The sequence below is a fragment of the Agrobacterium vitis genome, assembly GCF_013337045.2.
Lineage (GTDB): Bacteria > Pseudomonadota > Alphaproteobacteria > Rhizobiales > Rhizobiaceae > Allorhizobium > Allorhizobium vitis_B.
In genome coordinates, this window is sequence record NZ_CP118260.1 from 114,029 (window position 1) to 139,281 (window position 25,253).

At 57.8% G+C, this 25,253-nt stretch carries 19 protein-coding genes; 11 read left to right on the forward strand and 8 right to left on the reverse strand.

The window, feature by feature from the left end:
* The first annotated feature begins 125 nt into the window (after positions 1-125).
* The 3 genes from G6L01_RS18515 to G6L01_RS18525 all read left to right on the forward strand — a co-directional run bounded on the left by G6L01_RS18515 (position 126) and on the right by G6L01_RS18525 (position 2,889).
* Complete coding sequence (locus G6L01_RS18515) at positions 126-794, forward strand: response regulator transcription factor (protein WP_070163450.1); 669 nt, start codon at positions 126-128, stop codon at positions 792-794.
* Positions 791-2,161 (forward strand): sensor histidine kinase, encoded by a 1,371-nt coding sequence (locus G6L01_RS18520; RefSeq protein WP_070163451.1) that lies wholly within the window; start codon positions 791-793, stop codon positions 2,159-2,161. Before G6L01_RS18515 ends, G6L01_RS18520 begins: the two co-directional genes overlap by 4 nt.
* Before the next feature lie 119 nt (positions 2,162-2,280).
* Entirely contained in the window at positions 2,281-2,889 is a 609-nt protein-coding gene (locus G6L01_RS18525) for a J domain-containing protein (RefSeq protein ID WP_070163452.1), read from the forward strand.
* Positions 2,890-2,955: 66 nt separating this feature from the next.
* Here G6L01_RS18525 and G6L01_RS18530 read toward each other — a convergent pair whose 3' ends face one another.
* The 7 genes from G6L01_RS18530 to G6L01_RS18560 all read right to left on the reverse strand — a co-directional run bounded on the left by G6L01_RS18530 (position 2,956) and on the right by G6L01_RS18560 (position 10,973).
* Positions 2,956-3,969, reverse strand: coding sequence for a zinc-binding alcohol dehydrogenase family protein (locus G6L01_RS18530; RefSeq protein ID WP_070163453.1), 1,014 nt, complete (start codon positions 3,967-3,969; stop codon positions 2,956-2,958).
* 53 nt (positions 3,970-4,022) lie between these two features.
* Complete coding sequence (locus G6L01_RS18535) at positions 4,023-5,312, reverse strand: L-fuconate dehydratase (protein WP_070163521.1); 1,290 nt, start codon at positions 5,310-5,312, stop codon at positions 4,023-4,025.
* 115 nt (positions 5,313-5,427) lie between these two features.
* A complete protein-coding gene (locus G6L01_RS18540) occupies positions 5,428-6,243 on the reverse strand; it encodes an amidohydrolase family protein (protein ID WP_070163454.1) in 816 nt (271 codons plus the stop codon).
* 2 nt (positions 6,244-6,245) lie between these two features.
* Complete coding sequence (locus G6L01_RS18545; protein WP_070163455.1) at positions 6,246-7,250, reverse strand: aldo/keto reductase; 1,005 nt, start codon at positions 7,248-7,250, stop codon at positions 6,246-6,248.
* A gap of 67 nt (positions 7,251-7,317) precedes the next feature.
* Positions 7,318-8,259, reverse strand: a complete 942-nt coding sequence (locus tag G6L01_RS18550; protein ID WP_070147936.1) for an ABC transporter substrate-binding protein — start codon at positions 8,257-8,259, stop codon at positions 7,318-7,320.
* Between the two features lie 97 nt (positions 8,260-8,356).
* Entirely contained in the window at positions 8,357-9,406 is a 1,050-nt protein-coding gene (locus tag G6L01_RS18555; protein ID WP_070163456.1) for an ABC transporter permease, read from the reverse strand.
* The gene (locus G6L01_RS18560; RefSeq protein ID WP_070163457.1) at positions 9,399-10,973 is read right to left on the reverse strand and encodes a sugar ABC transporter ATP-binding protein; all 1,575 of its coding nucleotides are present in this window, start codon (positions 10,971-10,973) and stop codon (positions 9,399-9,401) included. The genes G6L01_RS18555 and G6L01_RS18560 overlap by 8 nt, the downstream gene beginning before the upstream one ends.
* A 166-nt stretch (positions 10,974-11,139) precedes the next feature.
* Between G6L01_RS18560 and G6L01_RS18565 the strand changes: the two genes are divergently transcribed.
* The 8 genes from G6L01_RS18565 to G6L01_RS18600 all read left to right on the forward strand — a co-directional run bounded on the left by G6L01_RS18565 (position 11,140) and on the right by G6L01_RS18600 (position 22,158).
* Positions 11,140-11,811, forward strand: coding sequence for a FadR/GntR family transcriptional regulator (locus tag G6L01_RS18565; RefSeq protein WP_070163458.1), 672 nt, complete (start codon positions 11,140-11,142; stop codon positions 11,809-11,811).
* A 664-nt stretch (positions 11,812-12,475) separates the two neighbouring features.
* Positions 12,476-13,777 (forward strand): ABC transporter substrate-binding protein, encoded by a 1,302-nt coding sequence (locus tag G6L01_RS18570; RefSeq protein WP_070163459.1) that lies wholly within the window; start codon positions 12,476-12,478, stop codon positions 13,775-13,777.
* Positions 13,777-14,700 carry a carbohydrate ABC transporter permease gene (locus G6L01_RS18575; protein WP_234624704.1) on the forward strand — a complete coding sequence of 308 codons (924 nt, stop codon included), beginning with the start codon at positions 13,777-13,779 and terminating at the stop codon, positions 14,698-14,700. The genes G6L01_RS18570 and G6L01_RS18575 overlap by 1 nt, the downstream gene beginning before the upstream one ends.
* Entirely contained in the window at positions 14,697-15,521 is an 825-nt protein-coding gene (locus tag G6L01_RS18580) for a carbohydrate ABC transporter permease (RefSeq protein WP_070163460.1), read from the forward strand. Before G6L01_RS18575 ends, G6L01_RS18580 begins: the two co-directional genes overlap by 4 nt.
* A gap of 60 nt (positions 15,522-15,581) precedes the next feature.
* The gene (locus G6L01_RS18585) at positions 15,582-16,664 is read left to right on the forward strand and encodes an ABC transporter ATP-binding protein (RefSeq protein ID WP_070163461.1); all 1,083 of its coding nucleotides are present in this window, start codon (positions 15,582-15,584) and stop codon (positions 16,662-16,664) included.
* A gap of 38 nt (positions 16,665-16,702) precedes the next feature.
* Positions 16,703-18,928 (forward strand): glycoside hydrolase family 95 protein, encoded by a 2,226-nt coding sequence (locus G6L01_RS18590; RefSeq protein WP_070163462.1) that lies wholly within the window; start codon positions 16,703-16,705, stop codon positions 18,926-18,928.
* Positions 18,929-19,003: 75 nt separating this feature from the next.
* Positions 19,004-21,076: an alpha-L-fucosidase gene (locus G6L01_RS18595; protein WP_070163463.1), complete on the forward strand. Its 2,073-nt coding sequence runs from the start codon at positions 19,004-19,006 to the stop codon at positions 21,074-21,076.
* Positions 21,077-21,135: 59 nt separating this feature from the next.
* A complete protein-coding gene (locus tag G6L01_RS18600; RefSeq protein WP_070163464.1) occupies positions 21,136-22,158 on the forward strand; it encodes a LacI family DNA-binding transcriptional regulator in 1,023 nt (340 codons plus the stop codon).
* Between the two features lie 391 nt (positions 22,159-22,549).
* Here G6L01_RS18600 and G6L01_RS18605 read toward each other — a convergent pair whose 3' ends face one another.
* A complete protein-coding gene (locus G6L01_RS18605) occupies positions 22,550-24,880 on the reverse strand; it encodes a methyl-accepting chemotaxis protein (RefSeq protein ID WP_070163523.1) in 2,331 nt (776 codons plus the stop codon).
* Positions 24,881-25,253: the final 373 nt, after the last annotated feature.

A 25,253-nucleotide genomic window follows, 5' to 3' on the forward strand; every position in this document is an offset into this window, starting at 1 on the left:
CCTTACAAACTCCAGGGCAATCTACAGGTCCTCTGCCGTTACCCCGCTGAACCTTCTGGTTCAGATTCAGTTCAGCCATTTTCGATAAATCTGGATCTCGTCCTTGCAAATGAAAGTCAGTTCTCATGCGCGTACTGCTCGTCGAAGATGATGACGACCTGAGTGGCCGGATCGCCACTGCGCTTAGGTCGGAAAACTTCGTGGTCGACATCGCTCGCAATGGCGAGGACGCGCTCCATGCCGGACTGACCGAGCTGTTCGATATTGCCGTGCTTGATCTCGGGTTACCGAAGATCGATGGGGTCACGGTTCTGAAAGGGTGGCGTGAAAGCGAACGCAATCTCCCCGTCCTTGTCCTGACTGCGCGTGACGGCTGGCCGGACAAGGTCTCGAGCTTCAAGGCCGGCGCGGACGACTTCCTTGCAAAGCCGTTCAAAATCGAAGAGCTGGTGCTTAGGCTGCGTGCCTTGGTGCGCCGGGCAACCGGCCATGCTTCTTCACGCATTTGCTGTGGCGCGTTGATGTTTGATGCCCAACTCGGCACATTTGAGCTGAATGGGCTTCCAGTCAAACTGACTGCGCTGGAATGGCGGGTGCTGTCGTGCCTCATGCTCAGGAAGGAGATGGTTGTTGATCGGCGCGAGCTGAATGAGCGCGTTTACGACGGAGACGCTGAAGTGGATTCCAACTCCATCGAAGTCATCATCGCAAGGCTGCGCAAAAAACTTGGTTCTGACATTATCGAGACCGTCCGAGGTCGAGGCTATATGCTGACAGCGTCGGTGCAGTCATGATATTTCCGGCGCTTAATCGGCCCAGATCAATCGCCGGACGCCTGCTGATTTTCTCCGGCGTCTTCGTGACCCTGGCCCTCGTGGTGGCGTCTGTCGTTCTCTGGCTGGCGCTTAAAACCGTTATCCGTGAGCAGATCGATCAGCGCCTCGACACGCAGATCAGTGCGCTGGCCAGTGCGGTGGTGCGGGATGAAGGCGGTAGGCTCACGCTTTCCACACCGCTGGATGCACCGCCTTTCGATCGTCCCGGATCAGGCTGGTATTGGCAGATCGAGAGCATGGGGCAGCAGCTCACCTCGCGTTCGCTTTTGGGTGGAACCATAGACACTCCGCCACCAAGCCAAGATTTCTTCCAGATGATCACCGCCACGCCGACCCCTGGAGAGGGTCATGATCACGGGCGAAAGCTCTATTTGCGTCAGACCACCCGTGATGTCGGTGGCGCCATCATGACGATTACAGTGTCCGCGCCTCAGGCAGCGCTCGCTGATCCCGCTGTTCGCGCCTTGCTATGGTTGGCACCCAGTATGCTTTTGTTGGGTGCTGTGCTGATGATCGGTACGCTGTGGCAGATCCGCTTTGGCCTGCGCCCTCTTACATCGATGGCTGCCGACATCGACGCCATCAACCGTGGAGAAAGGTCTCGGCTTCCCGATATACCCATCATCGAACTCGCGCCACTGGCATCAAAGACCAATGCGTTGATTGAGGCCAACGAGGAGAGACTTGCCGCAACCCGCATTCAGTTTGCCAATCTGGCGCATGGATTGAAGACACCCGTCGCCAGCCTGTTGCTCGCGCTTGATAGCCGCAATGATCAGGACGGCGCGCTGCGCGACCTCGTCGCCAGAATAGACAACAGGATCAAGCACCATCTCAGTGCCGCCCGTCGGGTGATGGCATCGGCAAACATAGTTGCGCGCACCAATGTGGCGCAGTCAATTGCCGACGTCTATGGAGCGATCAGCCTGATCCATGCGGATCGTGGGATTAGCTTTCAAACGGAAGTGGCGGACGGATTGTGTGTCGCCTGCGACGACAAGGATGTCGAGGAAATGTTTGGCAACCTGATCGACAACGCCTTCAAATGGGCATCGGCGCATGTTTCAGTTCTTGCTGTGCGGGACGGTTCCATGGTGAGAATCAGCGTCGAAGACGATGGCCCCGGCATTCCCTTGGAGCGTCTCCATACAGTTCTCCTGCCTGGCGTTCGGGAAGATGAACGGGTTCCAGGCGATGGTTTTGGTCTGACGATTGTAACGGAAATGGCCGGTCTCTACGGGGGATCGTTTGAACTACAGCAGATTGCCCCGACTGGCTTGCGTGCGGTGCTTGCACTTCCAGCTGCCAAAGGTTCCGTCCAATAACCCGATGAAATGGCGCTTCTCTTGACTGGTCAACCAATCGTGACGGCTGACGCATTTTCTGCAAGGGACCCCTATCCAAATTCCTTGCCGACGGTAGCGGTAAAGCCATATAAGGCAGCATGACCTCTGATTCAAAGATTTTCGTTGGCCTACGGTCGACGCGTAAAAAGCCTGCTCCAGACCGTGGATCGACAGGTCCGAAATGCCAATGGGATGGCTGCGACAAGGCTGGAACGCATCGCGCTCCTGTCGGCCAAATTGCCGAGGGCCTCTATCTGCTGTTCTGTGCCGATCATGTGAAAACCTATACCAAAGGTTACAATTTCGCACCCAATCTGTCCGACCCTGTAACAGCGCGCTATCAGAAGGATGCGGCGAGCGGCAAGTTGCAGACGTGGGGAACCAGCGTCAATAAACCGTCGGAAATTCCGCTCCCTTCCACGGCCCGCTCCGGCTCGGCAAAGGCGACAAACGCACGTAAAAGCGCTGCACAACGCCAAGCGGAAAAATTGGATACTCAACGCCGTAAGCTTAAGGTGCTGGAAGCGAAGGCTTTCGAGACGCTTGGCCTTTCGCCGGATGCAACGCCGGAAGAGATCAGAAGCCGCTATAAGCAGAAGCTCAAAATGCATCATCCGGATGCAAATAACGGCGATCGAAACTCCGAGGACAAGCTTCAGGCTTCGATCGACGCCCATAAAATCCTAAAGCTCAACGGATTTTGTTGAGTGTAGGACACGAAAGAACTGGCAGGTTCAAGTGCGGCCTGTCTCCTGAATTGCCAACCCCTGAACCTAGCCAATCTCCAGGATAGCCTTGATCACACCGGCTTGCGGCTGAGACCATTCCTGAAAAAGCTTGACGCCATCATCAAGGTGGCCGGTATGGGTGTTCAGGGCTCGCGTTGGCACCTTGCCAGCCTCGATCTGGCGGACGACTTCGGCAAAATCGTCCGGTTGGGCATTGCGGCTGGCGATTAGCGTTGCCTCGCGCTTGTGGAATTCCGGATCAGAGAAGGTGATGTCCTGGCGAACGACGGAAAGCAGGACGTAGCGTGCGCCATGGGCGAGGAAATTGAAACCGCGCTGCATCGGAATGGCATTGCCGGTGGCATCGATCACCACGTCGAACCCATCGCCACCCGTCATCCTCTCAACTTCAGCCTCTGCCGACGCATCGGCAAACAGCGATTGATCCGCCGTAAGGCGATCCACGGCAAAGGCAAGGCGATCCTCGCGGGTATCCATCACCGTAACATGCGCGCCTCTTGCCTTGGCAAAGATGATTGCCGACATGCCGATCGGGCCGGAGCCGGTGACGAGAACACGATCTTGCTGTTGGATGTTGCCGCGTTTCACACCATGGGCCCCGATCGCCAGAAACTCGATCATCGCCGCGTCAGCAAGTGAAATGCCACCTGTCGGCACGACGTTTGTTTCTGGCACGCTCACATATTCGGCCATGCCGCCATCACAGTGAACCCCAAGAACCCGGATGTTCTGGCAGGCATTTGACAGACCCTTGCGGCAGGCGTGGCAGGCGCCGCAGGACAGGTAGGGGACAATATAGACGGGATCGCCGGTCTTCAACCGGCTGCCTGCGGGCGCCTCCGCAACCGTTCCCGACAATTCATGTCCCATAACCCGAGGATATTCCAGAAAGGGATGCTTGCCCGCATAGATGTGAAAATCCGTGCCGCAGATGCCGATATGGCGGATGCGCACAAGAACCTCGTTTTCTGCCCGTGAGGGTGGGGCGCGCTCGATAAGGGAGAGGCGGCCGGGCTCGTCGCAGATCAGCGCTTTCATCAGGATGTCCTTTATTCAGTGGATGACGGGTCGCGTGATTGGAAACTGACGTATCAGACCGTCTTTGACGTGGGAAACGTATAGGCCGCAATCGATTCCGGCTTCATCTCGATGGAGAAGCCGGGACGGGATGGCGGCATGTAAGCAGCATTTTGGATGACGCAGGGATCGATGAAATGCTCGTGCAGATGGTCTACATATTCGATCACGCGGCCCTCTTTGGTGCCGGAGACCGCGATGTAGTCGATCATCGAAAGATGCTGGACATATTCACAGAGCCCGACGCCGCCAGCATGCGGCCAGACCGGCTTTTCGTATTTCGCGGCCAGCAGCAGCACGGCCAGAACTTCGTTGAGCCCGCCCATGCGGCAGGAATCGATCTGGACGATGTCAATCGCCCCCTCGGTGATGAACTGCTTGAACATGATACGGTTCTGGCACATCTCGCCGGTCGCGACCTTGATCGGCGCAATGGCATCGCGGATCTTGCGGTGACCTGCCACATCGTCGGGGCTGGTTGGCTCCTCGATGAAGAAAGGTTTGGCAAAGGCGAGCTTCTTCATCCAGTCGATGGCCTGGCCGACTTCCCAGACCTGATTGGCATCGACCATCAGATACCGATCCGGCCCGATCACCTCGCGGGCAATCGTCAGGCGACGAATGTCGTCCTCGAGATCACGTCCAACCTTCATCTTGATATGATCGAAGCCCTGGTCGATGGCGTCCTGCGCCAGACGGCGCAGCTTGTCATCGTCATATCCCAGCCATCCGGCCGAGGTCGTGTAACAGGGGTATCCTTGCTTTTCGAGAAGAGCGATGCGGTCGGCCTTGCCGTCCTCCGCCTTGCGCAGGATAGCAACAGCCTCTTCGCGGGTCAGCGCATCGGTGAGATAACGATAATCGACGATGTCGGCGATCTCCTCCGGCGACATGGTCGATACGAACTGCCACACCGGCAGACCGGCCTGCTTTGCCATGGCATCCCAGAAGGCGTTGACGACAGCGCCGGTGGCCAGATGCATGGCGCCCTTATCGGGTCCGATCCAGCGCAGCTGGCTATCGCCGGTCAGCTTTCGCCAGAACTGGCCAGGTGCTGCGCGCACCTCGTCCAGATCCACGCCCACCACCAGATGGCGCATGGCCTTGATTGCCATGCAGCAAATGTCGTTGCCACGGCCAATGGTGAAGGTGAGACCATGGCCTTCCAGGCCCGGCTCATCGGTTTCCAGAACCACATAGGCTGCTGAATAATCTGGGTCCGGGTTCATGGCATCGGAGCCATCAAGGCTTGCGGATGTCGGAAAGCGCAGGTCGAAAACATTGAGATTGGTAATGCGGGTCATATCAGCCTCTTGGGCAGGTCCACAAAGCGGTGATGCGCTTTTGCGCCGGGCCTGCAAATTGAAACAAGCATTGGTGCCTTCTTCAGTTCATTTAAAAGACGGGTCATCACGCCCCTCAAAGGCCATAGAAGCGGCGGGCATTTTCACAAAATACCCGATCATGGGCGGCTTCCGGCACGATGGCTCGGGCCTGGGCAAACCAGCTTTGGTAATCGCTGGCGAGGGTCAACACCGGCCAGTCGCTGCCCCATATCACCCGGTCCGGCCCAAAGAGATCGAGGATCGTCTCGGCATAGGGACGAATGGCTTCGGGCTGTTGCGAACCGGCTTCGGTCAGCAGGCCGGACAGTTTGCATGAGATGTTTTCCAGGTCGGCAAGCCGCGTCATGGCGTTGCGCCAGTCGCTGTAGAACCCCTGCGCGATGACGGGTTTTGCGCCGTGATCGATGACGATAGGCAGAGCGGGATGACGGCGCGCAAACCTTTCCAATGGCGCGAGGTGGCGGGGCAGAACCAGCGCATCGAAGGTAAGACTTGAGGCCAGCATCGCCCCGATGGCCGGGTCGAGTGCGGGATCGTCGATCCAGTCATCCTCGGCAATATCCTGCACCATGGGGCGCAGGCCCTTCAGCTTCGGATAGGTCGTCGCCAGCTCCGTGATGAGGGTGGCCGCATCCGCCGCCTTCAGGTCAACCCAGCCCACCACGCCGAGAATGAAATCATGGTGTTGCGCTAGATCCAGCAGGAAGCGCGTGTCATCGACGGTTGCCAGCGATTGAACCAGGACCGTCCCCCCAACGCCCGTCGCTGCCAGTTGCGGCTCCAGGTCTGCGGCCCCGAAGTCTCGGTAGATGGCGGCAAGTTCCGGTGGGGGCCATTGGCCTTGCCGGTTTTTCAGGAGCCAGAAATGCTGATGTGCATCGATGATCATGGTCACGCTCCGATCGGCACGCCATCGGCGATGATGCCCTTGTCCTTCAGAGATCGCCACACGGAGGAGGGGACGGTTTCCTGCATCCAGGCCACGTTGGCGCGGATCTGCTCGCCGTTGCGGACGCCGGATACCACGGAGACGACGGCGGGATGCAGCAGCGGAAAATTCAAGGCCGCCGCCTGCAGTGATACGCCTTCAGTGGCGCATGCCGCTTCGATCTCGGCGACGCGGGCAAGAATGTCGGCGGGTGCCTCGGCATAATTGAATTTGCGGTTTCCCGCCAGCAGGCCCGAATTAAAGACCCCGGCCACCACGATCCCGACATTGGCTTTATCCGCCCGGTCCAGCAGTGTCAGGCTGTCCTGTTCCAGCAGCGTATAGCGCCCGGCCAGCATGGCGACATCGATATCGAAGGCATCCATGGCATCCCAGACCACCTGCCATTCATTGACGCCGAGGCCGATGGCCTTGACGAGGCCAGCGTCGCGCAACTGGCCGAGCGCCTTGAACCCGCCGCCCTTGGTCAACTGCTCCCAATAATGCCCGTGCTTGTCACCATGCGTCATCTGGCCGATGTCGTGGACATAGAGAATGTCAGGCTTCAGCACGCCGGTGCGCTGCTGGCTTGCCTCAAAGGATTTCAGAATGGCATCATAGGTGTAATCGTAGACCGGACGGAACGGCAGGGGCTGAATATAGGTGTCTTCCTCTGGTCCGACGGTCTCATCGGGGACCATCACGCGGCCTACCTTGGTGGAGAGCACGTAGTCTGCGCGCTCATGCTCGGTCAGCATCGTTCCGAGACGGCGTTCGGAGCGGGTGTAGCCATAGAAGGGTGCGGTATCGAAGTAACGAATGCCTGCATCCCAGGCGGCATCGAAGGCCCCGAGCGCTTCCAGGTAACTCGTCCAGCGATAGAGATTGCCCATCTGCGCACAGCCCAGACCCATCACCGTGAAGGAAACATCGCGATTGCGCAGCGTGCGCCTGTCGTTGACCTGCATTGTCCTGCCCATAAACTGGAAAATTCGGGAAACGGCACGCGAGGTAAACCCGCGTGCCGCACTTGCATTAGTAAAGCACGTTCTTGGCTTCCGGCTTGTCGATGTTCTGCTTGGTGACGACCACGACACCAGTGTCGATGAACTTTTCGACCTTTTCCTTCGACAGAAGCTTCAAAAGCGTATCCACGCCCTTTTCACCCATTTGATAGGAACCCTGCACAACGGTGGCTTCCAGCGTGCCGTCCTTGACGAATTCCTGAAGGTCCTGGTTGCCGTCAAAGCCGATAGCGACGAGCTTGCCGGTCTTGCCAGCCTGCTTGATCGCCCGGCCCATGCCGATGGCGGTGGGTTCATTGGCGCCGAATATGCCCTTCAGGTCGGCATTGGCGGCAAGAACGTCGGTCGTCTGGTTCAGCGCGGTCGCCATCTGCGACTGCGAATAATAAGGGCCGACGATCTGGAGTTTCGAGTTGGCCTTGATGTAGTCGGTAAAGCCGCCAACGCGGCCGATTTCAGAACCGGCACCTGCTACATACGACATCACGGCGATCTTGCCTTCGGTCCCGACCTTCTGGATCATCGCCTTGGCTGCCAGTTCGCCGGCGGCCTTGTTGTCCGTCGCCAGGAAAGCCTGGTAATATTTCTCGGCATCCTTGGAGAGCATCGAGTCAATGATGACGACGGGAATGCGGGCTTCCCAGGCCTTCTTCACCGCCGGGACCAGTGCGTCCGGGTCGGATGGCGCAAGCAGGATGGCATCGACCTTCCGGTTCACGGCGTTCTCGACCATATTGACCTGATCGGCAATGGCGGATTCCGCAGCCGGACCCTGGAAGGTCATTGTGTGCGCCTTCTGCTTGCCAATTGCGGCATCCGCGCCCTTCTGGACGTTCTGCCAGAAGGTGGAGTTGACGGTCTTGACGATCACGGCGATTTCGCCCGCCGAAGCGGTGAGCGCGCCCGACAGTGTAAAGACGGAGGCCGCAAGGGCCAGGGCTAGTTTACGCATGTCTTTCCTCCTCAGTGTGACGGGCCCAGCCGGGGACCGATGCGGGGGAAGGCTCCTCCCTTCCCATGTTCGTTCTGTCTCCGCCTGACGGCGGGTGTTATTTCCGATTGCGGATCTGGTCGATCCAGACGGTGCCGAGAATGACGAGGCCTATAATGATCTGCTGGGTGAAGGCGGAGACGCCGTTCATGTTCAGGCCATTGCGCAGGATGCCGATGACAAAGGCACCGATGAAGGTTCCGGAAATCGTACCGACCCCGCCAATCAGCGAGGTTCCGCCAATCACCGCCGAAGCGATGGCGTCCAGCTCATAGGCCACGCCTTCATTCGGCTGGGCGGTGACGAGACGAGACATCAGCACGCAGCCGGTAAGGCCAGCCAGCGTGCCGGAAACGATATAAGTGAAGGCGGTGACGCGGGCGACATTGACGCCTGAAAGCTGGGCTGCGTCCGCATTCGAGCCGGTGGCATAGATATGCCGGCCAAGCACGGTTCGGTTCAGCACGAAGGCTGCGGCCACGGCAATGATCACCATCAGCACCACGGGATAGGGAATGCCCGGAAAGCTGACCACCGGAAATCCTTGATCGTCAATGCTTTCAAAGCGCAGCAGCGAGCCATTGCCGAGAACGCCGAAGGACTCTCCAAGGCCCGAGACGGCGCGTGCACCGGTGATTTGTAGTGCGACACCACGCGCAATCAGCATCATGCCAAGGGTGGCAATGAACGGTGGCAGCTTCAGCCTGGTAATGACCAGGCCATTGATGACCCCGCAGGCCGTGCCGGTGAGAACGCCGAGCAGCATGCCGATCCACACCGGCGCGCCGAGTTCCTTGACGGCAAGGGCGGCGACCACTCCGGCCAGCGCCAGCACCGAGCCGACCGAGAGATCAATACCCCCGGTGATGATGACATAAGTTGCCCCGATACCAAGAAAGGCAATGGACGTGACCTGTAGTGCAATCGTCATGCCGTTATTGACGCTCAGGAAGGCATTGGAGGTGAGGGCAAACACAGCGGCCAGAACGACCAGGCAGCCAAGCGCTGCAAATTTCTGGATGATATCCTTCTGTCGGTCGTTTAATCCCCTTTTGGGTCCCTTTTCCTGGCCCGCCTGGGGTGGCTTGTCGGTGGTGATCTCAACCATGGGTCATTCCTCGCACGCTCTCCCGGACACGGCCGGAGGCATAAAGCATGATCTCTTCCTGCGACGTTTCGCGCGTCGTCAGGGTTGCGGTGATGCGACCTTCGTGGAAAACCGCAACGCGGTCCGACAGTCCCAGGATTTCCGGAAGCTCGGAACTGATCAGAATGATGCCGATGCCCTTGGCAGCAAGCTCATCCATCAGCCGGTAGATGGCGAGCTTGGCGCCGACATCGATGCCCCGTGTCGGCTCGTCGAAGAACATGATCTTCGGCTGCCGGAACAGCCATTTTCCAATAATGATCTTCTGCTGGTTGCCGCCCGACAGCAGGCGGACGGGTTGGTTCAGGCTGGGCGTTTTGATGTTGAGCAGATCGACATAGTGCTGGCTCGACTGGCGGTGCAATTCCTTGTCGATCACGCCGAACGGATTGGAGACGGCCTCCATATTGGCCATCATCAGGTTGGCATCGACCGGCATCTTGACTGCCAGGCCTCCCGCCTTGCGGTCCTCGGAAAGATAGGCGATCCCTGCATCAATCGCCGAACGCGGGTCGGAAATCGAAAGGGGCCGTCCTTCGAGCTGGATTGTTCCGCTGTCGAACGGATCGGCGCCGAAGATCGCCCGGGCCACTTCCGTCCGACCGGCGCCCATCAATCCCGCAAAACCCAGAATTTCGCCGCGGCGAAGTTCGAAGCCGATATCGGTGAAAGCGCCATGGCGGCTAAGACCCGAAACGGAAAAGATGGTGTCCCTGGTTGGCGAACGGGTCGGTGCCGGAAATTTTTCCTCCAGCGAGCGGCCCACCATGCGGGCGACGATATAGTCCACGGTGATCGCATCGAAATCATCCGTTGAGATGTAGCGCCCATCGCGCAGCACCGTGACGCGATCGACGATTTCTGCCATCTCATCGAGCCGGTGCGAGATATAGATGATACCGGTTCCCTCGCGTTTCAGGTCACGGATGACGCGAAAGAGAAGCTGTGCTTCCTGTTGGGTTAGCGAGGAGGTCGGTTCGTCCATGATGAGCACGGAGGCATCCAGCGACAGGGCCTTGGCAATCTCGACCATCTGCCGCTGCGCGACGGAGAGCGTGCGCACTTGGGCGTCGGGGTTGATGTCGACACCCAGGCGATCAAGGCATCGCTTGGCGTCTTGGCGCAGCTTGCGTCTGTCGACCATAAAACGCCCACCGATAAAACTTAGCCGTGGTTCGCGGGCAAGATAGATGTTTTCGGCGACGGAGAGATGCGGAACGAGGTTGAGTTCCTGATGGATGATGGCAATTCCGGCGGCTTCCGACTGCAATGTGGAGGTGAAATGAACCGTTTCGCCCTTGTAGATCATGTTGCCGGCGTCTCTCTGGTAGACGCCGCTGATGATTTTCATCAGCGTGGATTTTCCGGCTCCGTTCTCGCCGCAAACCGCATGGACTTCACCGGCCCTGACATCAAGGCTGACGTCCTGCAGGGCCTTCACCCCAGGGAATTCCTTGGTGACGCCTTCCAGTTTTAAAAGCAGCGGCGCGGGTTTGCACTCGCCAGCGGCAAGCGACACTCCTCCCATCGCGGTGTCCTCCAGTTCGTGAAAGCCTCCCAGACTTTCGGTAGACAGACATAGGGCATGCCGCGATAATTGGTCAAGCCAATTATTCTTTCCTGCTTGCATGCGTTGCAATATCTCGGATAAATATAGTTTTATTGACGAAATTCTTTAAATTGGACTGACCAAAATGACATTGCCCAAACGCCTTTACCAACAGATTGCCGACCAGGTTCGGCATCTGATCCAGAGCGGCCCTTATCCGGCAGGGTCGAGGCTGCCCGCTGAACGTGAGCTGGCGCAAACCCTAGGGGTCTCGCGACCGTCCTTGCGCGAGGCGTTGATTGCGCTGGAAATCGACGGAACAATCGAGATTCGCATGGGATCGGGCATTTATGTCCTGTCGGCCAGCAAGTCCGCCGCCTCTGGGCGATCACTGGGGGAGAGCCCGACAGAGCTGATGCAGGCGCGTGCCGTCATCGAAAGCGCTGTTATCGTCAAGGCTGCTGCGGCAATGACCGATGCGGTTTTTGCGGCGCTTGTCGGGATTGTCGAAGAGATGCGTCAGGAGATTGCCGAGGGGCGCAAGCCGATCGATCAGGACCGCCAGTTTCATCTGACCATCGCCGAGCAATCGGGCAATTCGGTGCTGGCGGAGATCGTCGCCAATCTGTTTGACGAACGCCATAGCCCCATCTCAGACCATATAAGGGGTCGCTTCGAGACGCCCGAAACCTGGTCACTGGCGCTGATCGAGCACGAGGCAATTCTGACTGCGCTGGAAGCACGAGACCCGCTCGCGGCACAGGCGGCAATGTATGCCCATCTGACGGCATCACGAAGGCGATGGTTGGAAAACTGACGGCTGACGGAGCTATTCCGCGGCCCAAACTGTCCTGCCGGATATCTCCCCTCGAGGGGTGAGATAGAGTCAGCGCGGAATTCACATCTCATCTTAACATGTCGAAACTCACACTCGTATATGTCGATCTGGGCGGTTGACCCCATCCGATCTCCCTCCTTGAGGGGGAGATGGCTGGCAAGCCAGAGGGGGGTGAGCCACGATTGAAAACGCTTGTGTCGTGTCCCACGACTGTTGAGTCTCTTTGGCTGTAAAGTATTGATAAATTATCATAATTCAGCCAGGCAGCTGGACAACTTCGGCCTCGTTGAAAGATTGCTAAAGGCCTGTTGAACATTTGCTGTCAACGCCTGGGATACTCGTTCGCACTTGCCCCTTCTTGTTAGACCGGAGACATTTGGTCGGCATTTTAACGACGAAATTCGCAAGTGGTGCGCTGGTCAGCATAGTCAAGCAAACGGCTGATGGCGGGTTCAAATCAGCCCGAGATTCCCATCATTTCCTCTCGATTTATGCCGTTGTCCACCGGCGTCCTCCAAATTCCCCAATACGAAATTCCCGACACAGAACAGCAATCCGGCAGTTTTTGTTTGCAGTATCAATTTAGTTGACATCGTTTCATTTTAGATGGCAGTATGGCGTCATAACGGGAGGAGGAGCCCCTATGATGACTACCAGTTTCACGGCTGTTGCCGGGGATGCGTCACGCTGCGCGCGTCTCACTTTGGCAGCGTTTACCCTTGCATTGGCCTCAAGCGGTTCGGCGCTGGCCGCGCCCAAAGGTGATCTGGTCATCCTGCAATGGATGGCGGGGTCTGACCTTGAGGTGATCCAAAATCTGGAAAAAGCCTTCATGGCCAAATATCCGGATGTGAAAATCAAGGAAGTGCCGGTGACATGGTCCGGCGATCCGCGTGGAGGTCTTCGCACCTCGCTGATGGGCGGCGAAAAGGCCGACCTGATGATCAACACCTGGCCAGCGTTCCGCACAGAACTTGTTACCGCCGGTCTTTTACGCCCGCTGGATAATGCATACTCCGCCATGAAGTGGGGAGAACGGCTCGACAACAGCTGGAAGGATCTTGGGTCCGTCTCCGGCCAACTCTACGGCGTTACCTTCACTTACGGCGACCGCAGCGGTCTTTGGTATGACACCGGAACCTTCAAAAAGGCAGGAATTGCCACGCCGCCCAAGGATTGGGCGCAGTTTCTGGAGGCTATCGCCAAGCTGAAAAGCGCTGGTGTGGTGCCGATGGCCGTCCCTGCCAAGACCTGGGCGCATGCCGAAGTGTTTGAAACGCTGATCTTGCGAGAAGGCGGTGCGGATCTTTCACGCAAACTCGTGGCCCATGAAATTCCGTGGACAGATGATCGCGTTAAGGCGACCCTTCGCAAATGGCGCGAACTGTTGAGCGCGGGTTGCTGCGGCGATGCGTCCACAATGCTTGGAACAGAGTGGGACAACGCTTCCGACCGGGTTTTGAAGGAGCGTACGTCTGGCTTTTTCCAGATGGGAATGTGGATCAACAACCGCGCCGAGACCGTCTACAAGCTTGCCCCGGATCAGTTCGGCCTGTTCCAGTTTCCAGCCACAGGGCAGGGGCATGACACTGCCGCCAGTGTCGATGCCAAGGAGTTTGTCGCATTGGCCTCCGGCGGCAACAGCGAGGCTGCGGATGCCTTCATGGATTTCACCATAAGCCGGGAAGGTGCCAACATCATTGCCAAGGGCGGGTTAGCATCCTCCTCCAAAGCGGTTGATGTTGGGCTTTATAGCCCTGCCATTCAGGCGTCCAACACCTTTGTGACCGGGGCGGATACGGCCTTCGTGCTGGGGGATGGCCTGCCTGGAGATCTGGCGGACGAGTATCGCATCCAGCTTCAGAAATTCCTGGGCGATCCCAGCGATGCCAATATCGACAGGGTGACGGCTGCCATCGAGGCCAAGGCAAAGGGATCGTATTGATGCCGGCCATCACCGATCTGCCACGGACGGGAGGGAGCGCCAACCGGCGCTTCTTCCAGACGGATGGGGGAGCGGCTCTCATCCTGCTGGCACCGATGGTGCTGTTGTTTCTGTGCGCTGTCGTCTATCCGTTGATCGATACGATCCGTCTATCGTTTTTTGATATTCGCGGTCTTGCCCCGGCAAAATGGGTGGGGCTTTCCAACTACGCAAACCTGCTGGCGGATGCCAGTTTTCGTGTCGCCGTGATCACCACTATTGTCTGGACGGTCGGCACAACGGCTCTCTCCGTCGGCATCGGCTGGGGTCTGGCGGTGCTGTGTTCGCTGGCCCCGCGCACCACTCTGCCGTTTCGGGTGATGATTTTCTGCGCCTATGGCATTGCCGAGGCCGTCAGCGGCTTCATCTGGCTCGGCATCTACCGGCCCGGCGATAGCGGGTTGTTGAACGCCGTTTTGAACACGCTTGGTCTGGAAAACCTGACCCGCGCGTGGCTGGGCGATACCTCCACAGCCCTTGCATGTCTGGTGATTGCCTATGCCTGGACCCAAGTGGGTCTGCCCCTGATGACCTGCTTTGCGTCGATCCAGACCATTCCGAAAAGCATCAAGGAAGCGGCCTATATTGATGGGGCCAAGCCGCTTTCCATCATGCGCCACATCATTTTGCCTCTGTCGCTGCCGGGGTTGAAAGTGGCAGTTTTCATCAATCTTCTCGGCAGCTTGCGGGCCTTTGACATGATCTTCGTCATGACGGGCGGTGGCCCGGTGCGCTCCACCGAGACGGTTGGCTATTTCATGTTTCGGGAATCGATGATGCAGTTCAAGCTTGGCTATGGCGCGGCGGCCACCGTCGTGTTGCTCGCCGTTGTGCTGTTCGTCTCGATTCCCTTGCTGCGCCAGCGCACCAAGGAGGCGACATGAACGCCCGTGCTCCTCTCTGGATTCCGGTTCTCGTCGGCCTTCTGGCCATCCTCTGGATTGTGCCGGTTGTCGGTCTGGTTTTGACTTCCATCCGACCTGCTGGTGATATTGCCGTTGGCGGCTGGTGGTCGCTGCACACACTGCGCTTCACGCTGGACGCCTGGCAGACGGTCTGGACAAAATATCCGCTGGCCCCCGCCTTTTTGTCATCCCTGAAACTGACCGGGCTTGCGACGCTGCTGACAGTTCTTCTGGCACCAGCTGCGGCTTATGCCTTTCAGTTTCTGAAATTCCCCGGACGGCGCCTTCTGCTGTTGGTTGTCGTCAATTCCTTCGTGTTGCCGCAGCAGGTGGTGATCATTCCGCTGTTCACGCTCTGGCGCGATCTGCACATGATCGACAATGTCTGGGCCGTGCTTATTCCCTTTGTCGGACTGTCTTTCGCCTGGTCGATCTTTCTGGTGCAGAGCTTTCTGGCGGAATTTCCACGTGAACTGATCGAGGCCTCAAAAATTGATGGCTGTACGCCGATCCGAACCTTTCTTCATGTCGTTCTGCCCAATTCCCTCACGCCGATGGCAACCGTTGGCATCCTGCAATTCCTGTGGTGCTGGAATTCCATGCTGCTGCCCATGCTGTATTTGCGCTCCGATGTGCCGCTGACGGTGCTTCTGGCCCGCATTGCAGGCTCATTCGAGCCTAACCTTGACCAACAATCGGTGGCGGCCATCGTCACCATGGCGGTTCCCTTGGTGGTCTTCATCGTGTTTCAGCGCTTCTTCGCGGCAGACGCCCGCAATCGCTCGGGAGGCAAGGAATGATCGCGTCATCCACAGTGTACATGGCCAAGCCAAAAAACGGTCATCGGGAGGAAAAATCATATGGCAACCGTTGAACTTAAAGGGGTCGGCAAGCGCTACGGTGCCTTGAAGGTCATCGATGACATTGATCTTGACCTTGAAGATGGCTCCCTGACCGTCTTCGTCGGGCCATCCGGCTGTGGCAAATCCACCCTGCTGCGGATGATTGCCGGGCTTGAGTCAATCACGACAGGCGACATTCTCATCGATGGTCAACGCATCAACGATGCTACGCCCACGGAGCGCGGTGTGGCCATGGTGTTTCAGAATTACGCCCTCTATCCGCATATGACGGTGCGCAACAATATCGGCTTTCCGCTGCGCATGGCTGGCATGAAAAGCGCCGACATCGGACGGCGGGTGGAACAGGCGGCAAACCGGCTGCACATCACACCCCTTTTGGAGCGCAAGCCTGCCGCCTTATCTGGTGGCCAGCGCCAGCGGGTTGCCATTGGGCGGGCCATCGTGCGCGATCCCAATGTATTTCTGTTCGATGAGCCGCTGTCCAATCTCGATGCCGAACTGCGGGTGAAAATGCGGCTGGAAATTGCCGAACTGCACCGGTCTCTGGCGTCAACCATGATCTATGTGACCCATGATCAGGTGGAGGCCATGACCTTGGCCGACCGGATCGTGGTGTTGCGGGCGGGCAATGTCGAGCAGATCGGCACGCCGATCAGTCTCTATGATGACCCCGACAACATGTTTGTTGCCGGTTTCATCGGCTCACCGCGCATGAATTTTCTGGCCGGTCATGTCGTGGCGCGCAGTCCATCGGGCGTCCGCATCAAGCTCAGCGAGTTTGAGAACGTGGAATTCGAGCTTGCACTGGGTGCAGATCTCGCCCCCGGCGCAAAGATTTCTGTTGGTATGCGGCCTGAGCATTTTTCCTCTGACGGATCAGCTCGGTTCGACCTTCGGGTGGACATGGTGGAGAGCCTCGGCGGCGTTTCCTATGGCTACAGCAATATGCGCGGCGAAGATGCCCTGACGGTTGACCTGAAGGGCGATCGGTCCGTGCGGGCGGGCGATATCATCCACACCGGTTTTCATCCATCCAAGGCCCTGCTGTTTGATCCGGCCAGCGGTGCGCGCCTTCGTTGATCCACCGTTAAGCTGTTAATTTCATAGGATTTCTAATCATGAGCGATAATGAACTCTGGTACGACCGTGCCGCATCCGTCTGGACCGAGGCCCTTCCCGTTGGCAATGGTCGGCTGGGGGCCATGGTGTTTGGAGATGCCTGGAATGAGCGCCTTCAGATCAATGAGAGCACATTCTGGAGCGGTGGCCCTTACCAGCCGATCAATCCCGATGCCCATGCCGCCTTGCCTGAGGTGCGCAATCTGATCCTTGCGGGACGCTATCAGGAGGCAGACCGCAAGGCCTATGAAGGGGCCATGGCCAAGCCGGATCGGCAGACCTCCTATCAGCCGATTGGCGATGTCTGGCTTGATCTACACCATGATATGACCGTCACCAATTATCGCCGCTCACTCAATCTCGAAACGGCTGTTGCTGTCACGCAATATGATTGCCATGGCGTGCATTTTCGCCGCGATGTCTTTGCCAGCGCCATTCATGACGTGATTGTTTGCCGCATTGCCGTGGATCAGCCGGGTGCCTTGTCGATGACGGTGATGCTCAGCAGTCCGCAAAACGGTGACCCGATTGATATCGCCGACGCCACCCTTGGCTATGACGGGCGCAATCGTCGGCAGAACGGCATTGACGGGGCTTTGCGCTTTGCCTTCCGGGTGCGGGTGTTGGCCGAGGGTGGCTTTGTCGATATTGGCGAAGAAACCATTCGGGTGCGTGAAGCGTCCAGCGTGGTGTTGCTGATCGATGCAGGCACCAGCTTTCAAAACTACAAGACTATTGATGGTGATCCGCAGGCGCAGATCAAAGCACGCCTGGATGCGGCGGCTATGCTGCCCTATGAGGCGCTGCTCGCGGCTCATGTCACAGAGCATCGCCGCCTGTTTGACCGGATGCAGATTACCCTTGGTGACAAGTCCGTACCAACGATCCCGACCGACAAGCGCATTGCCGCCTATGCCGACGGCAATGATCCCTCGCTGGCCGCGCTCTATCTGCAATATGGCCGCTACCTTGCCATTTCCTGTTCCAGACCCGGCACGCAGGCGGCCAATCTCCAGGGCATTTGGAATGAAGACATTCTGCCTGCCTGGGGCAGCAAATACACGGTCAACATCAATCTGGAGATGAATTACTGGCTGGCCGATGTTGCCAATCTCTCCGAGACCTTCCTGCCGCTGGTGGAATTGGTGGAGGATGTGGCCGAAACCGGCCGTGAGATGGCCAAGGCCCATTACGGCGCGCGCGGCTGGGTTCTGCACCACAACACCGATATTTGGCGTGCCACCGGCCCGATTGATGGACCCCATTGGGGGATGTGGCCGATGGGCGGCGCCTGGCTCTGCGCCCAGCTTTATGATCATTACCGCTTCAATCCGGATCGCGCCGTGCTGGAACGGATCTATCCTTTGCTCAAAGGCGCGGTGGAATTTGCGCTGGATACGCTGGTTGCCCTGCCCGATAGCAATTACCTCGGCACTTGCCCGTCGCTGTCGCCGGAAAATTCCCATCCCTTCGGCTCGTCGCTTTGCGCCGCACCGGCCATGGACAACCAGATTCTTCGCGATCTGTTTGAGGCCTTCGCGGATGCCAGCGCCATGCTTGGCCGGGACGGCGAGCTTCGCACAGAGGGGAGCGCCGCCCGCGCCCGTCTGCCGGAAGACCGTATCGGCAAAGGCGGTCAGTTGCAGGAATGGATGGAAGATTGGGATCTGGACGCGCCAGAGCAGCAGCATCGCCATGTTTCTCATCTCTATGGGCTTTATCCGAGCCTGCAAATCGACCCATTGGACACGCCGGATCTGGCCAAGGCCGCACAGGTTGTTCTGGAGCGGCGCGGCGATGATGCAACGGGCTGGGGCATTGGCTGGCGGCTGAACCTCTGGGCCAGACTGGCTGATGGCAATCGGGCCGCACAGGTTCTGGCCAAGCTTTTGACCCCTGAGCGCACCTATCCAAACCTGATGGATGCCCATCCTCCCTTCCAGATCGACGGGAATTTCGGGGGAGCCGCCGGGATTGTCGAAATGCTGGTGCAATCGCGCCCCGGCGAGCTTCGCCTTCTGCCCGCTTTGCCGGAACAATGGTCAAGCGGCAGCCTGAAGGGGGTGCGCATCCGTAGCGGTCACACGGTTGATCTCAGCTGGCAGGGGGGGGAACTGTCTTCACTCCGCATCACGGCTGGCCACTCCGGGCCACTCACCATCCGCCAACCTGCTGATGTCTTTGAGCTTCAGCTCAAGCAAGGCGAGGTTTGGGAAAATCGATAGCAGATATTTCAACATGCATTTTCTGGTGTTCTAACAGGATTTTCGCGGCTTTCGTGCCGGAGAAAAGGAGCCATCATGTCGCAGAATTCATTGCGCCCCTTGCGGTATCGTCAAATTCATCTCGATTTTCACACGTCCGAGCATATTGCGGGCATTGGCAGCCAGTTTGACGCCGAAGAGTTTGTTGCAACACTCAAACAGTCGCATGTGAATTCCATTACGCTGTTTGCCAAATGTCACCATGGGTGGTCCTATTACCCGACCAAGGTGGGTGCGCCGCATCCCAATCTGTCTCGCCCCGATCTGCTGGGAGAGATGATTGCCGCCTGCAATGCCGCTGACATTGAAACGCCGATCTATCTCTCGGTGCAGTGGGATGAGCGGACCGCCCGACTGCATCCTGAATGGCGGGTGATGAAGGCCAACAATCATCTTGACCATGCCGATGACCATGATCGTTCGGCCCAAAACCAGTTAAGCGCCGCCTGGCACACCCTGTGCCTCAACCATGATGAGTTTCGCGCCCACCTGATCACTGAGGCGCGGGAGGTTCTGACGCTTTATCCCACTGCCGGGCTGTTCTTCGATATCATCCAGACACCGGATTGTGTCTGCAATGCCTGCCTTTCCCGCATGGCACGCCTCAATCTTGACCCATTGAACAAGGCGGATCGGCTGGCCAATGACGAGGCCGTCAATGCGCAGTTCCGCGAGGAGATGAGCACCGTTCTGCGGCGCGAATTTCCGCAGGCGCGCATTTTTTACAACAGCGGCCATATCAACAAATATGGCAAGGACCGTTTCGCGCCCTACACCCATCTTGAGCTGGAAAGCCTGCCCACGGGCGGCTGGGGCTATAATCACTTTCCCTCCAGCGCCCGCTATGCTGCGCGGCTTGGCCTGGATTTTGTCAGTCACACCGGCAAATTCCACACCAGTTGGGGTGAGTTTGGCGGCTTCAAACATCCCGATGCGCTGGAATATGAATGTGCGATGATGGTGGCACTGGGCTCCAAATGCCTGGTTGGCGATCAGCTCCATCCCAATGGCCGGATCAATGCCGATACCTATCGCAGCATCGCCCCGGCCTTTCGCCGGATTGCCGCCCTTGAACCTTTTTTGGAGGGGGTGGAACAGGTTTCTGACATCGCCATTCTTGCCACCGAATATTTCCATCGGAACGGTGTCGAGCGTGTGCGCGATAGTGATGACGGCGTGGTGCAGATGTTGTTGGAATTGCACAGATGTTTCGACGTGATCGACCCGGAGATGGATTTTTCGCGCCATCGCCTGATTATCTTGCCCGATACGATCCCGGTGGATGCTGCCTTAAAGGCAAAATTCGATGCCTATCTCGCCTCCGGCGGCGCGGTCCTCATTTCCGGTCACTCTGGTCGCACGCCGGACACCGGCGCTTTTGCCTTTGAGACCGGGCTGACATTGACCGGCGAGGACATCGCATTCGAGCCATCCTATGCACAGATCACCGAAGAATTGAGCGATGCGCGCCTGCCAGCAAGTCCCTTCGTGGTCTATGCTGGGGCGGAAAAACTGCAAGCGGCCGGTGCCACTGTTCTGGCAAGCATAAGGCCACCCTATTTCAACCGCGCCTTCAACCACTTCTGCTCGCATCAGCATACGCCAGATGATCCTGAAGCTGAGGCTATTGGCGTGGCCTGCGCAATCCATGGCAAGGTGGGTACCATCGCCTATCCGGTCTTTGCACTTTACCGCGCCATTGGGCAGCCTCTCTACAAATATCTGGTTGATGCGCTGATCGAACGGCTGATGCCGGGGCGGACGCTTGAAACCACTTTGCCATCCGCAGGCCGTGCGACGCTGACGGTGCAGGCCCATGAAAATCGCAGCATCGTTCACCTTCTCTGCGGTTTTCCACAGATCCGGGGTCAATCGGTGCGGATCAATTGGCAGCCGACGGCAAGGCCGATGGAAATGATCGAGGACATCCCCTCCATCGGCCCGGTATCCTTCACGCTACGGCTGCCTGGAACGCCATCATCGGTCTATGACGCGATTTCGGGCGAGACATTTGCTTGGAAAAAACAAGCAGATGGCGCAATCACGGTTGATCTGCCAGGTATTTCCATTCACCGTGCGATTGTTATCGACGGAATGGCACCCGGATGATGTGAGGCCATGGGTTGGTTGTCCTTGCTGAAGCTATCAATGGATCTGGGGGAGGACCTGTGGAAATAACCGGCAAGCGAAAACAGGCCACCATCCACGATGTCGCCGAGGCAGCGGGCGTCGCCATCGGCACGGTGTCGCGCTATCTCAATGGGCAAACGGTGCGCAATGGCAACCGCACCGAAATTGAGCGGGCCATCGAGGCCCTGTCTTTTCAGCGTAGCGCTGCCGCACGGGCGATGAAAAGCGACAAGACCGATGTAATTGGCTTTTTGACACCGGAGCTGGACGAGTTTCATGCCCAGCTTCTCAATCATCTGGCCCGGTTGTTTCGCCAGAGCGGCAGAACGCTGCTAACCTATTGCCATGATGGCGACAGCAGGCTGTTGAGTGAATCTCTTTCCTATTTCGCTGGACAGAACGTCGATGCGCTGATTCTTGCGGGACATGGAGACATTCCCAATGAAGTCGAGAGATTCGTGGAACGCGGTATTCCCGTAACCGTCTACAATAACGATATCATGGGCTTGCGTGTTGACCGCGTGTTCGTTGAAAATGCCAAGGCTTCCTACCGCGCTGTCCGCCATCTGATCGATCTCGGGCATACACGGATCGCCACCGCCTTTGGCACATTGGATACGTCATCGGGATTACAGCGCCTGAATGGCTACCATCAGGCGCTGGAAGAGGGCAGGATTGCCCTCAATCCTTCCTACCTGCATTCCGGCGAGTGGACCGAAGAAGGCGGATATTCCGCCATTCAGAAGTTTATGGCACTGGCTGAGCCGCCAACAGCTGTTTTCTCAGCCAATTATAAAATGACCTACGGCATTCTGGAATGGGTTCGAGAACACCGGGCAAGGGTGCCGGAAGACATCGCCATCGTCAGTTTCGATGATGTGGAACTGTTTCGCCTCTACGATGACGGCGTAACGGCTATCGCCCAACCTATTGAAAAAATAGCGCAATCGATCAGTACTTATGTTCTGTCACGATTGACTGAAAACAATGTTCCGGACATACGCACGCGCACGCTTGATTGCAATTTGATATTGCGCGGATCAAGCCACTTTCGCCGATAATCCCTATTGTGTGTCTTCTCAAACCTGCTCGGCGCTGTAGGTGTGAACTTTCAGGTCGTGCATGACCATATACGATGACTGCGTTGGACGGGTATCGTGAACCAAAGGCTCCTCAATCAGGATTGCGAATTGAGGCTTTTGCTCAGACGGGGGTAGAAGGCGCTTGAGCTTGCCTCACGGTTTCCGCTTTGTCGGCGGCGTGCCAGTGGGCATCCATAAATACCTGTCCGGGGTGAAACGCGCTCACGAACTGAACAGCCTCAGGACGGTGTCCGTTGAGAATAAAGCGGACCTTAGAGTCTGTCAGGTTCAGATTGAACCTGACAGACGCTCGTTTCTTGTGTTTTTTGTCTTTTCGGGAAAGCCGGTGACCGCTTCTCCCTTATAAGCCCTAGAACTCTTCCCAACTCTCGCCCTTCAGCGCAGCATTGCCCTGTGTGGCATAGGTCTGACGAGATTGTGCGGCGGGTCGACTTGCCGGTTTGGCAGGTACGTGAGCGGCGGGCGCGTAGCCTGCCTGACGGTTATCTCCCGTGCGGAACTGGCCGAGCAATTCAGTCAGCTTGCCGCTTTCCTGCGCCAGGCCAGCGCCGGCCGCGTTCATTTCCTCGACCATGGCTGCATTCTTCTGCGTCGCCTGGTCCATGTGGTTGACAGCGGTATTGACTTCCCCAAGTCCCACAGACTGTTCCTGTGCTGCCGTGGCAATCGCATCCATGTGCTGGTTGATCGATTGGACGAGGCTGGCGATCGCCGTCAATCCTTCGCCGGTATCGTTGACCAGTTTGACACCTTCGCTGACGGCGACTTCCGAATTGGAGACCAGCGATTTGATTTCCTTGGCGGCATTGGCCGAACGCTGCGCCAGTTCGCGCACCTCCTGGGCAACAACGGCAAAGCCCTTTCCGGCCTCACCAGCGCGGGCGGCTTCGACGCCTGCATTCAGCGCCAGTAGGTTGGTCTGGAAGGCAATCTCATCAATCACGCCGATGATCTGGCCGATCTGGCGGGAGGCATGTTCAATACGCTCCATCGCTGTGACAGCGTTATTGACGACGATACCCGATTGCTCCGCGCGGCTTTTGGTATCGCGCACCAGATCGCGGGCCTCGCCGGTTCGCTTCGAGGTCGCTCTCACATTGGCGGTGATTTCCTCAAGGGCAGCGGCCGTCTCTTCGAGCGAGGCAGCCTGCTGCTCGGTTCGCTTGGCGAGGTCGTCGGAGGCATGGGAGATTTCGCTACTGCCACCCGACACGGCCATGGCCGAGCCGCCGACCGCCAGAAGTGTGGTGCGCAACTGGCTGACGGAGGCGTTGAAGTCCTGGCGCAGTTCCTCGAAGCGCGGCGCAAACTCCTCGGCAATTTCACAGAGCATGTCGCCAGCAGCAAGCTTGCGCAGACCGCTTGCCAACGCGCCGGTGGCGCGCGTCAGGCGCTCTTCGGCCTCCGCTTCGATCCGGCGTTGCGTCTCGATGCGATCGCGTTCGGCGATCCTACGGTTTTCCTCGGTGCTGGCTTCGAGTTCCTTATTACGGATGGCTGCAACCTGGAACACTTCCACGGAACGCGCCATTTCGCCCATTTCGTCCCGGCGTTTGGCGCCGGGAACGACGACCGACAGGTCGCCGTCGGCCAGTGCGCCCATGCAACGCGTCAGCGCGCCGATCGGGCGAATGACCTTACGGACGATGACGACCAATCCCACGATGCCGAGCGCCAACACCAACAGGAAGAGCGCCAGGAAGGATAGTGTCTGGGTCAGCGCGGCGGACTTGGCCGTTGCTGCATTGGCATTCAACGTATCCATGGCAAGCGATGCGATATCGGCAACCTTCCCCAGGGCAGCCGTGGTCGGCGATCTCCATTGATCGATTGTCAGCGGTGACTTTTCGCCAGCGCTCAGTTTGGCTATGACGTCGGCGCGCATTTTGGCGTAGTCGCCGGTAAAATACGCTGTATCTGCAACCTTGAAGGCCTCCTTGATGGCCTGGGGCGTATCCTTATGATCGACCAGCACCCGCACGGCTTTCCACGCATAGGCGACATTCGCGTCTCCCACGGCCAGCTTGACCTGGTTCTCAGCCGAAATCTGCTGGCCGGATGTCACGGCGTTGTTGAGGATCAGGGCACTGCCGCCACCAAGGGCGCGGGTCGACCATGCATAGGCACGCATCTGAATCATCGGCATCATCGCCGCATCGAGCGTGCGCATGCGGCCTTCCGCAGCCTCGGACGCCTTTTCAAGATCGGCCAGAAACGTCCCGCCCAGATCCATTGACGCCTTGGTGATGCTTGCGTCACGAGCCTCGAGCGGTTTTGTCAGCTCGGCATCGATAGTTTTGCGATAGGTCGCGACTTTTTCGTAAGTGGCTAACACCGTTGCGATCGGCGCCGACAATTCGGCAACGCTGATCCCCGCAGCGATCGCCTTTGCCTCATTCATACCGGCATCGACAACCGCCCGGTTTTTCTGCACCGATTGTACGGAGCCAGTACCATCGGCAATTGAGATCGACAGGGCGGAGGCGCTATCGCCGCGCTCGCTGCGAAAGGCCAAAAGCGCCTTGAACAAGGCCTTGTCAAAGCCGGTCAGTTCCGAAATTTCGGCATTGACCTGATAGGTGCGGTACGAATTCAGCATTGAATTTCCAACCAGCACATTCAGCATAAGGCTGAGCAGGGCGAAAACGCTAATGAGCACATTTCTAATGGAGAGCGTCATGGCAAGTTCCAATGGTTGCAAATTTCAACTCATTCAAAGCCAATTTGGATAAACTGCGGTTAACGCCATCATGCTTTTTATGACGTCTTTCCGCATAAAATTGCCAGACGCGCCATTCGCTCGGGTGTAGAGGCCTCAAAGTGGCCAGTGGCGTGAGTTTTGCATATACTTAAGGTGTCTAATCATTTGATCATCGATTCAATCGACAGTGGTGATTTTATCGCTCGCCGCCTGCAAGCCCGATAATTTTATCGAGTTTGTGGTGCCGGAATTGCGAAACAGGGGCGCTTACAAGACAGGCTATGGTGGCGCCATGATATCACGGTCAGAACTTTTATGCCGGCCAATGTTTTCTGATCGAAGGCCTTGCATC

Bases quoted from the DNA above. Each gene is read 5' to 3' on its own strand.
- G6L01_RS18515 (WP_070163450.1), top strand. From the start codon at position 126: ATGCGCGTACTGCTCGTCGAAGATGATGACGACCTGAGTGGCCGGATC.
- G6L01_RS18520 (WP_070163451.1), top strand. From the start codon at position 791: ATGATATTTCCGGCGCTTAATCGGCCCAGATCAATCGCCGGACGCCTG.
- G6L01_RS18525 (WP_070163452.1), top strand. From the start codon at position 2,281: ATGACCTCTGATTCAAAGATTTTCGTTGGCCTACGGTCGACGCGTAAA.
- G6L01_RS18530 (WP_070163453.1), bottom strand. From the start codon at position 3,969: ATGAAAGCGCTGATCTGCGACGAGCCCGGCCGCCTCTCCCTTATCGAG.
- G6L01_RS18535 (WP_070163521.1), bottom strand. From the start codon at position 5,312: ATGACCCGCATTACCAATCTCAATGTTTTCGACCTGCGCTTTCCGACA.
- G6L01_RS18540 (WP_070163454.1), bottom strand. From the start codon at position 6,243: ATGATCATCGATGCACATCAGCATTTCTGGCTCCTGAAAAACCGGCAA.
- G6L01_RS18545 (WP_070163455.1), bottom strand. From the start codon at position 7,250: ATGCAGGTCAACGACAGGCGCACGCTGCGCAATCGCGATGTTTCCTTC.
- G6L01_RS18550 (WP_070147936.1), bottom strand. From the start codon at position 8,259: ATGCGTAAACTAGCCCTGGCCCTTGCGGCCTCCGTCTTTACACTGTCG.
- G6L01_RS18555 (WP_070163456.1), bottom strand. From the start codon at position 9,406: ATGGTTGAGATCACCACCGACAAGCCACCCCAGGCGGGCCAGGAAAAG.
- G6L01_RS18560 (WP_070163457.1), bottom strand. From the start codon at position 10,973: ATGGGAGGAGTGTCGCTTGCCGCTGGCGAGTGCAAACCCGCGCCGCTG.
- G6L01_RS18565 (WP_070163458.1), top strand. From the start codon at position 11,140: ATGACATTGCCCAAACGCCTTTACCAACAGATTGCCGACCAGGTTCGG.
- G6L01_RS18570 (WP_070163459.1), top strand. From the start codon at position 12,476: ATGATGACTACCAGTTTCACGGCTGTTGCCGGGGATGCGTCACGCTGC.
- G6L01_RS18575 (WP_234624704.1), top strand. From the start codon at position 13,777: ATGCCGGCCATCACCGATCTGCCACGGACGGGAGGGAGCGCCAACCGG.
- G6L01_RS18580 (WP_070163460.1), top strand. From the start codon at position 14,697: ATGAACGCCCGTGCTCCTCTCTGGATTCCGGTTCTCGTCGGCCTTCTG.
- G6L01_RS18585 (WP_070163461.1), top strand. From the start codon at position 15,582: ATGGCAACCGTTGAACTTAAAGGGGTCGGCAAGCGCTACGGTGCCTTG.
- G6L01_RS18590 (WP_070163462.1), top strand. From the start codon at position 16,703: ATGAGCGATAATGAACTCTGGTACGACCGTGCCGCATCCGTCTGGACC.
- G6L01_RS18595 (WP_070163463.1), top strand. From the start codon at position 19,004: ATGTCGCAGAATTCATTGCGCCCCTTGCGGTATCGTCAAATTCATCTC.
- G6L01_RS18605 (WP_070163523.1), bottom strand. From the start codon at position 24,880: ATGACGCTCTCCATTAGAAATGTGCTCATTAGCGTTTTCGCCCTGCTC.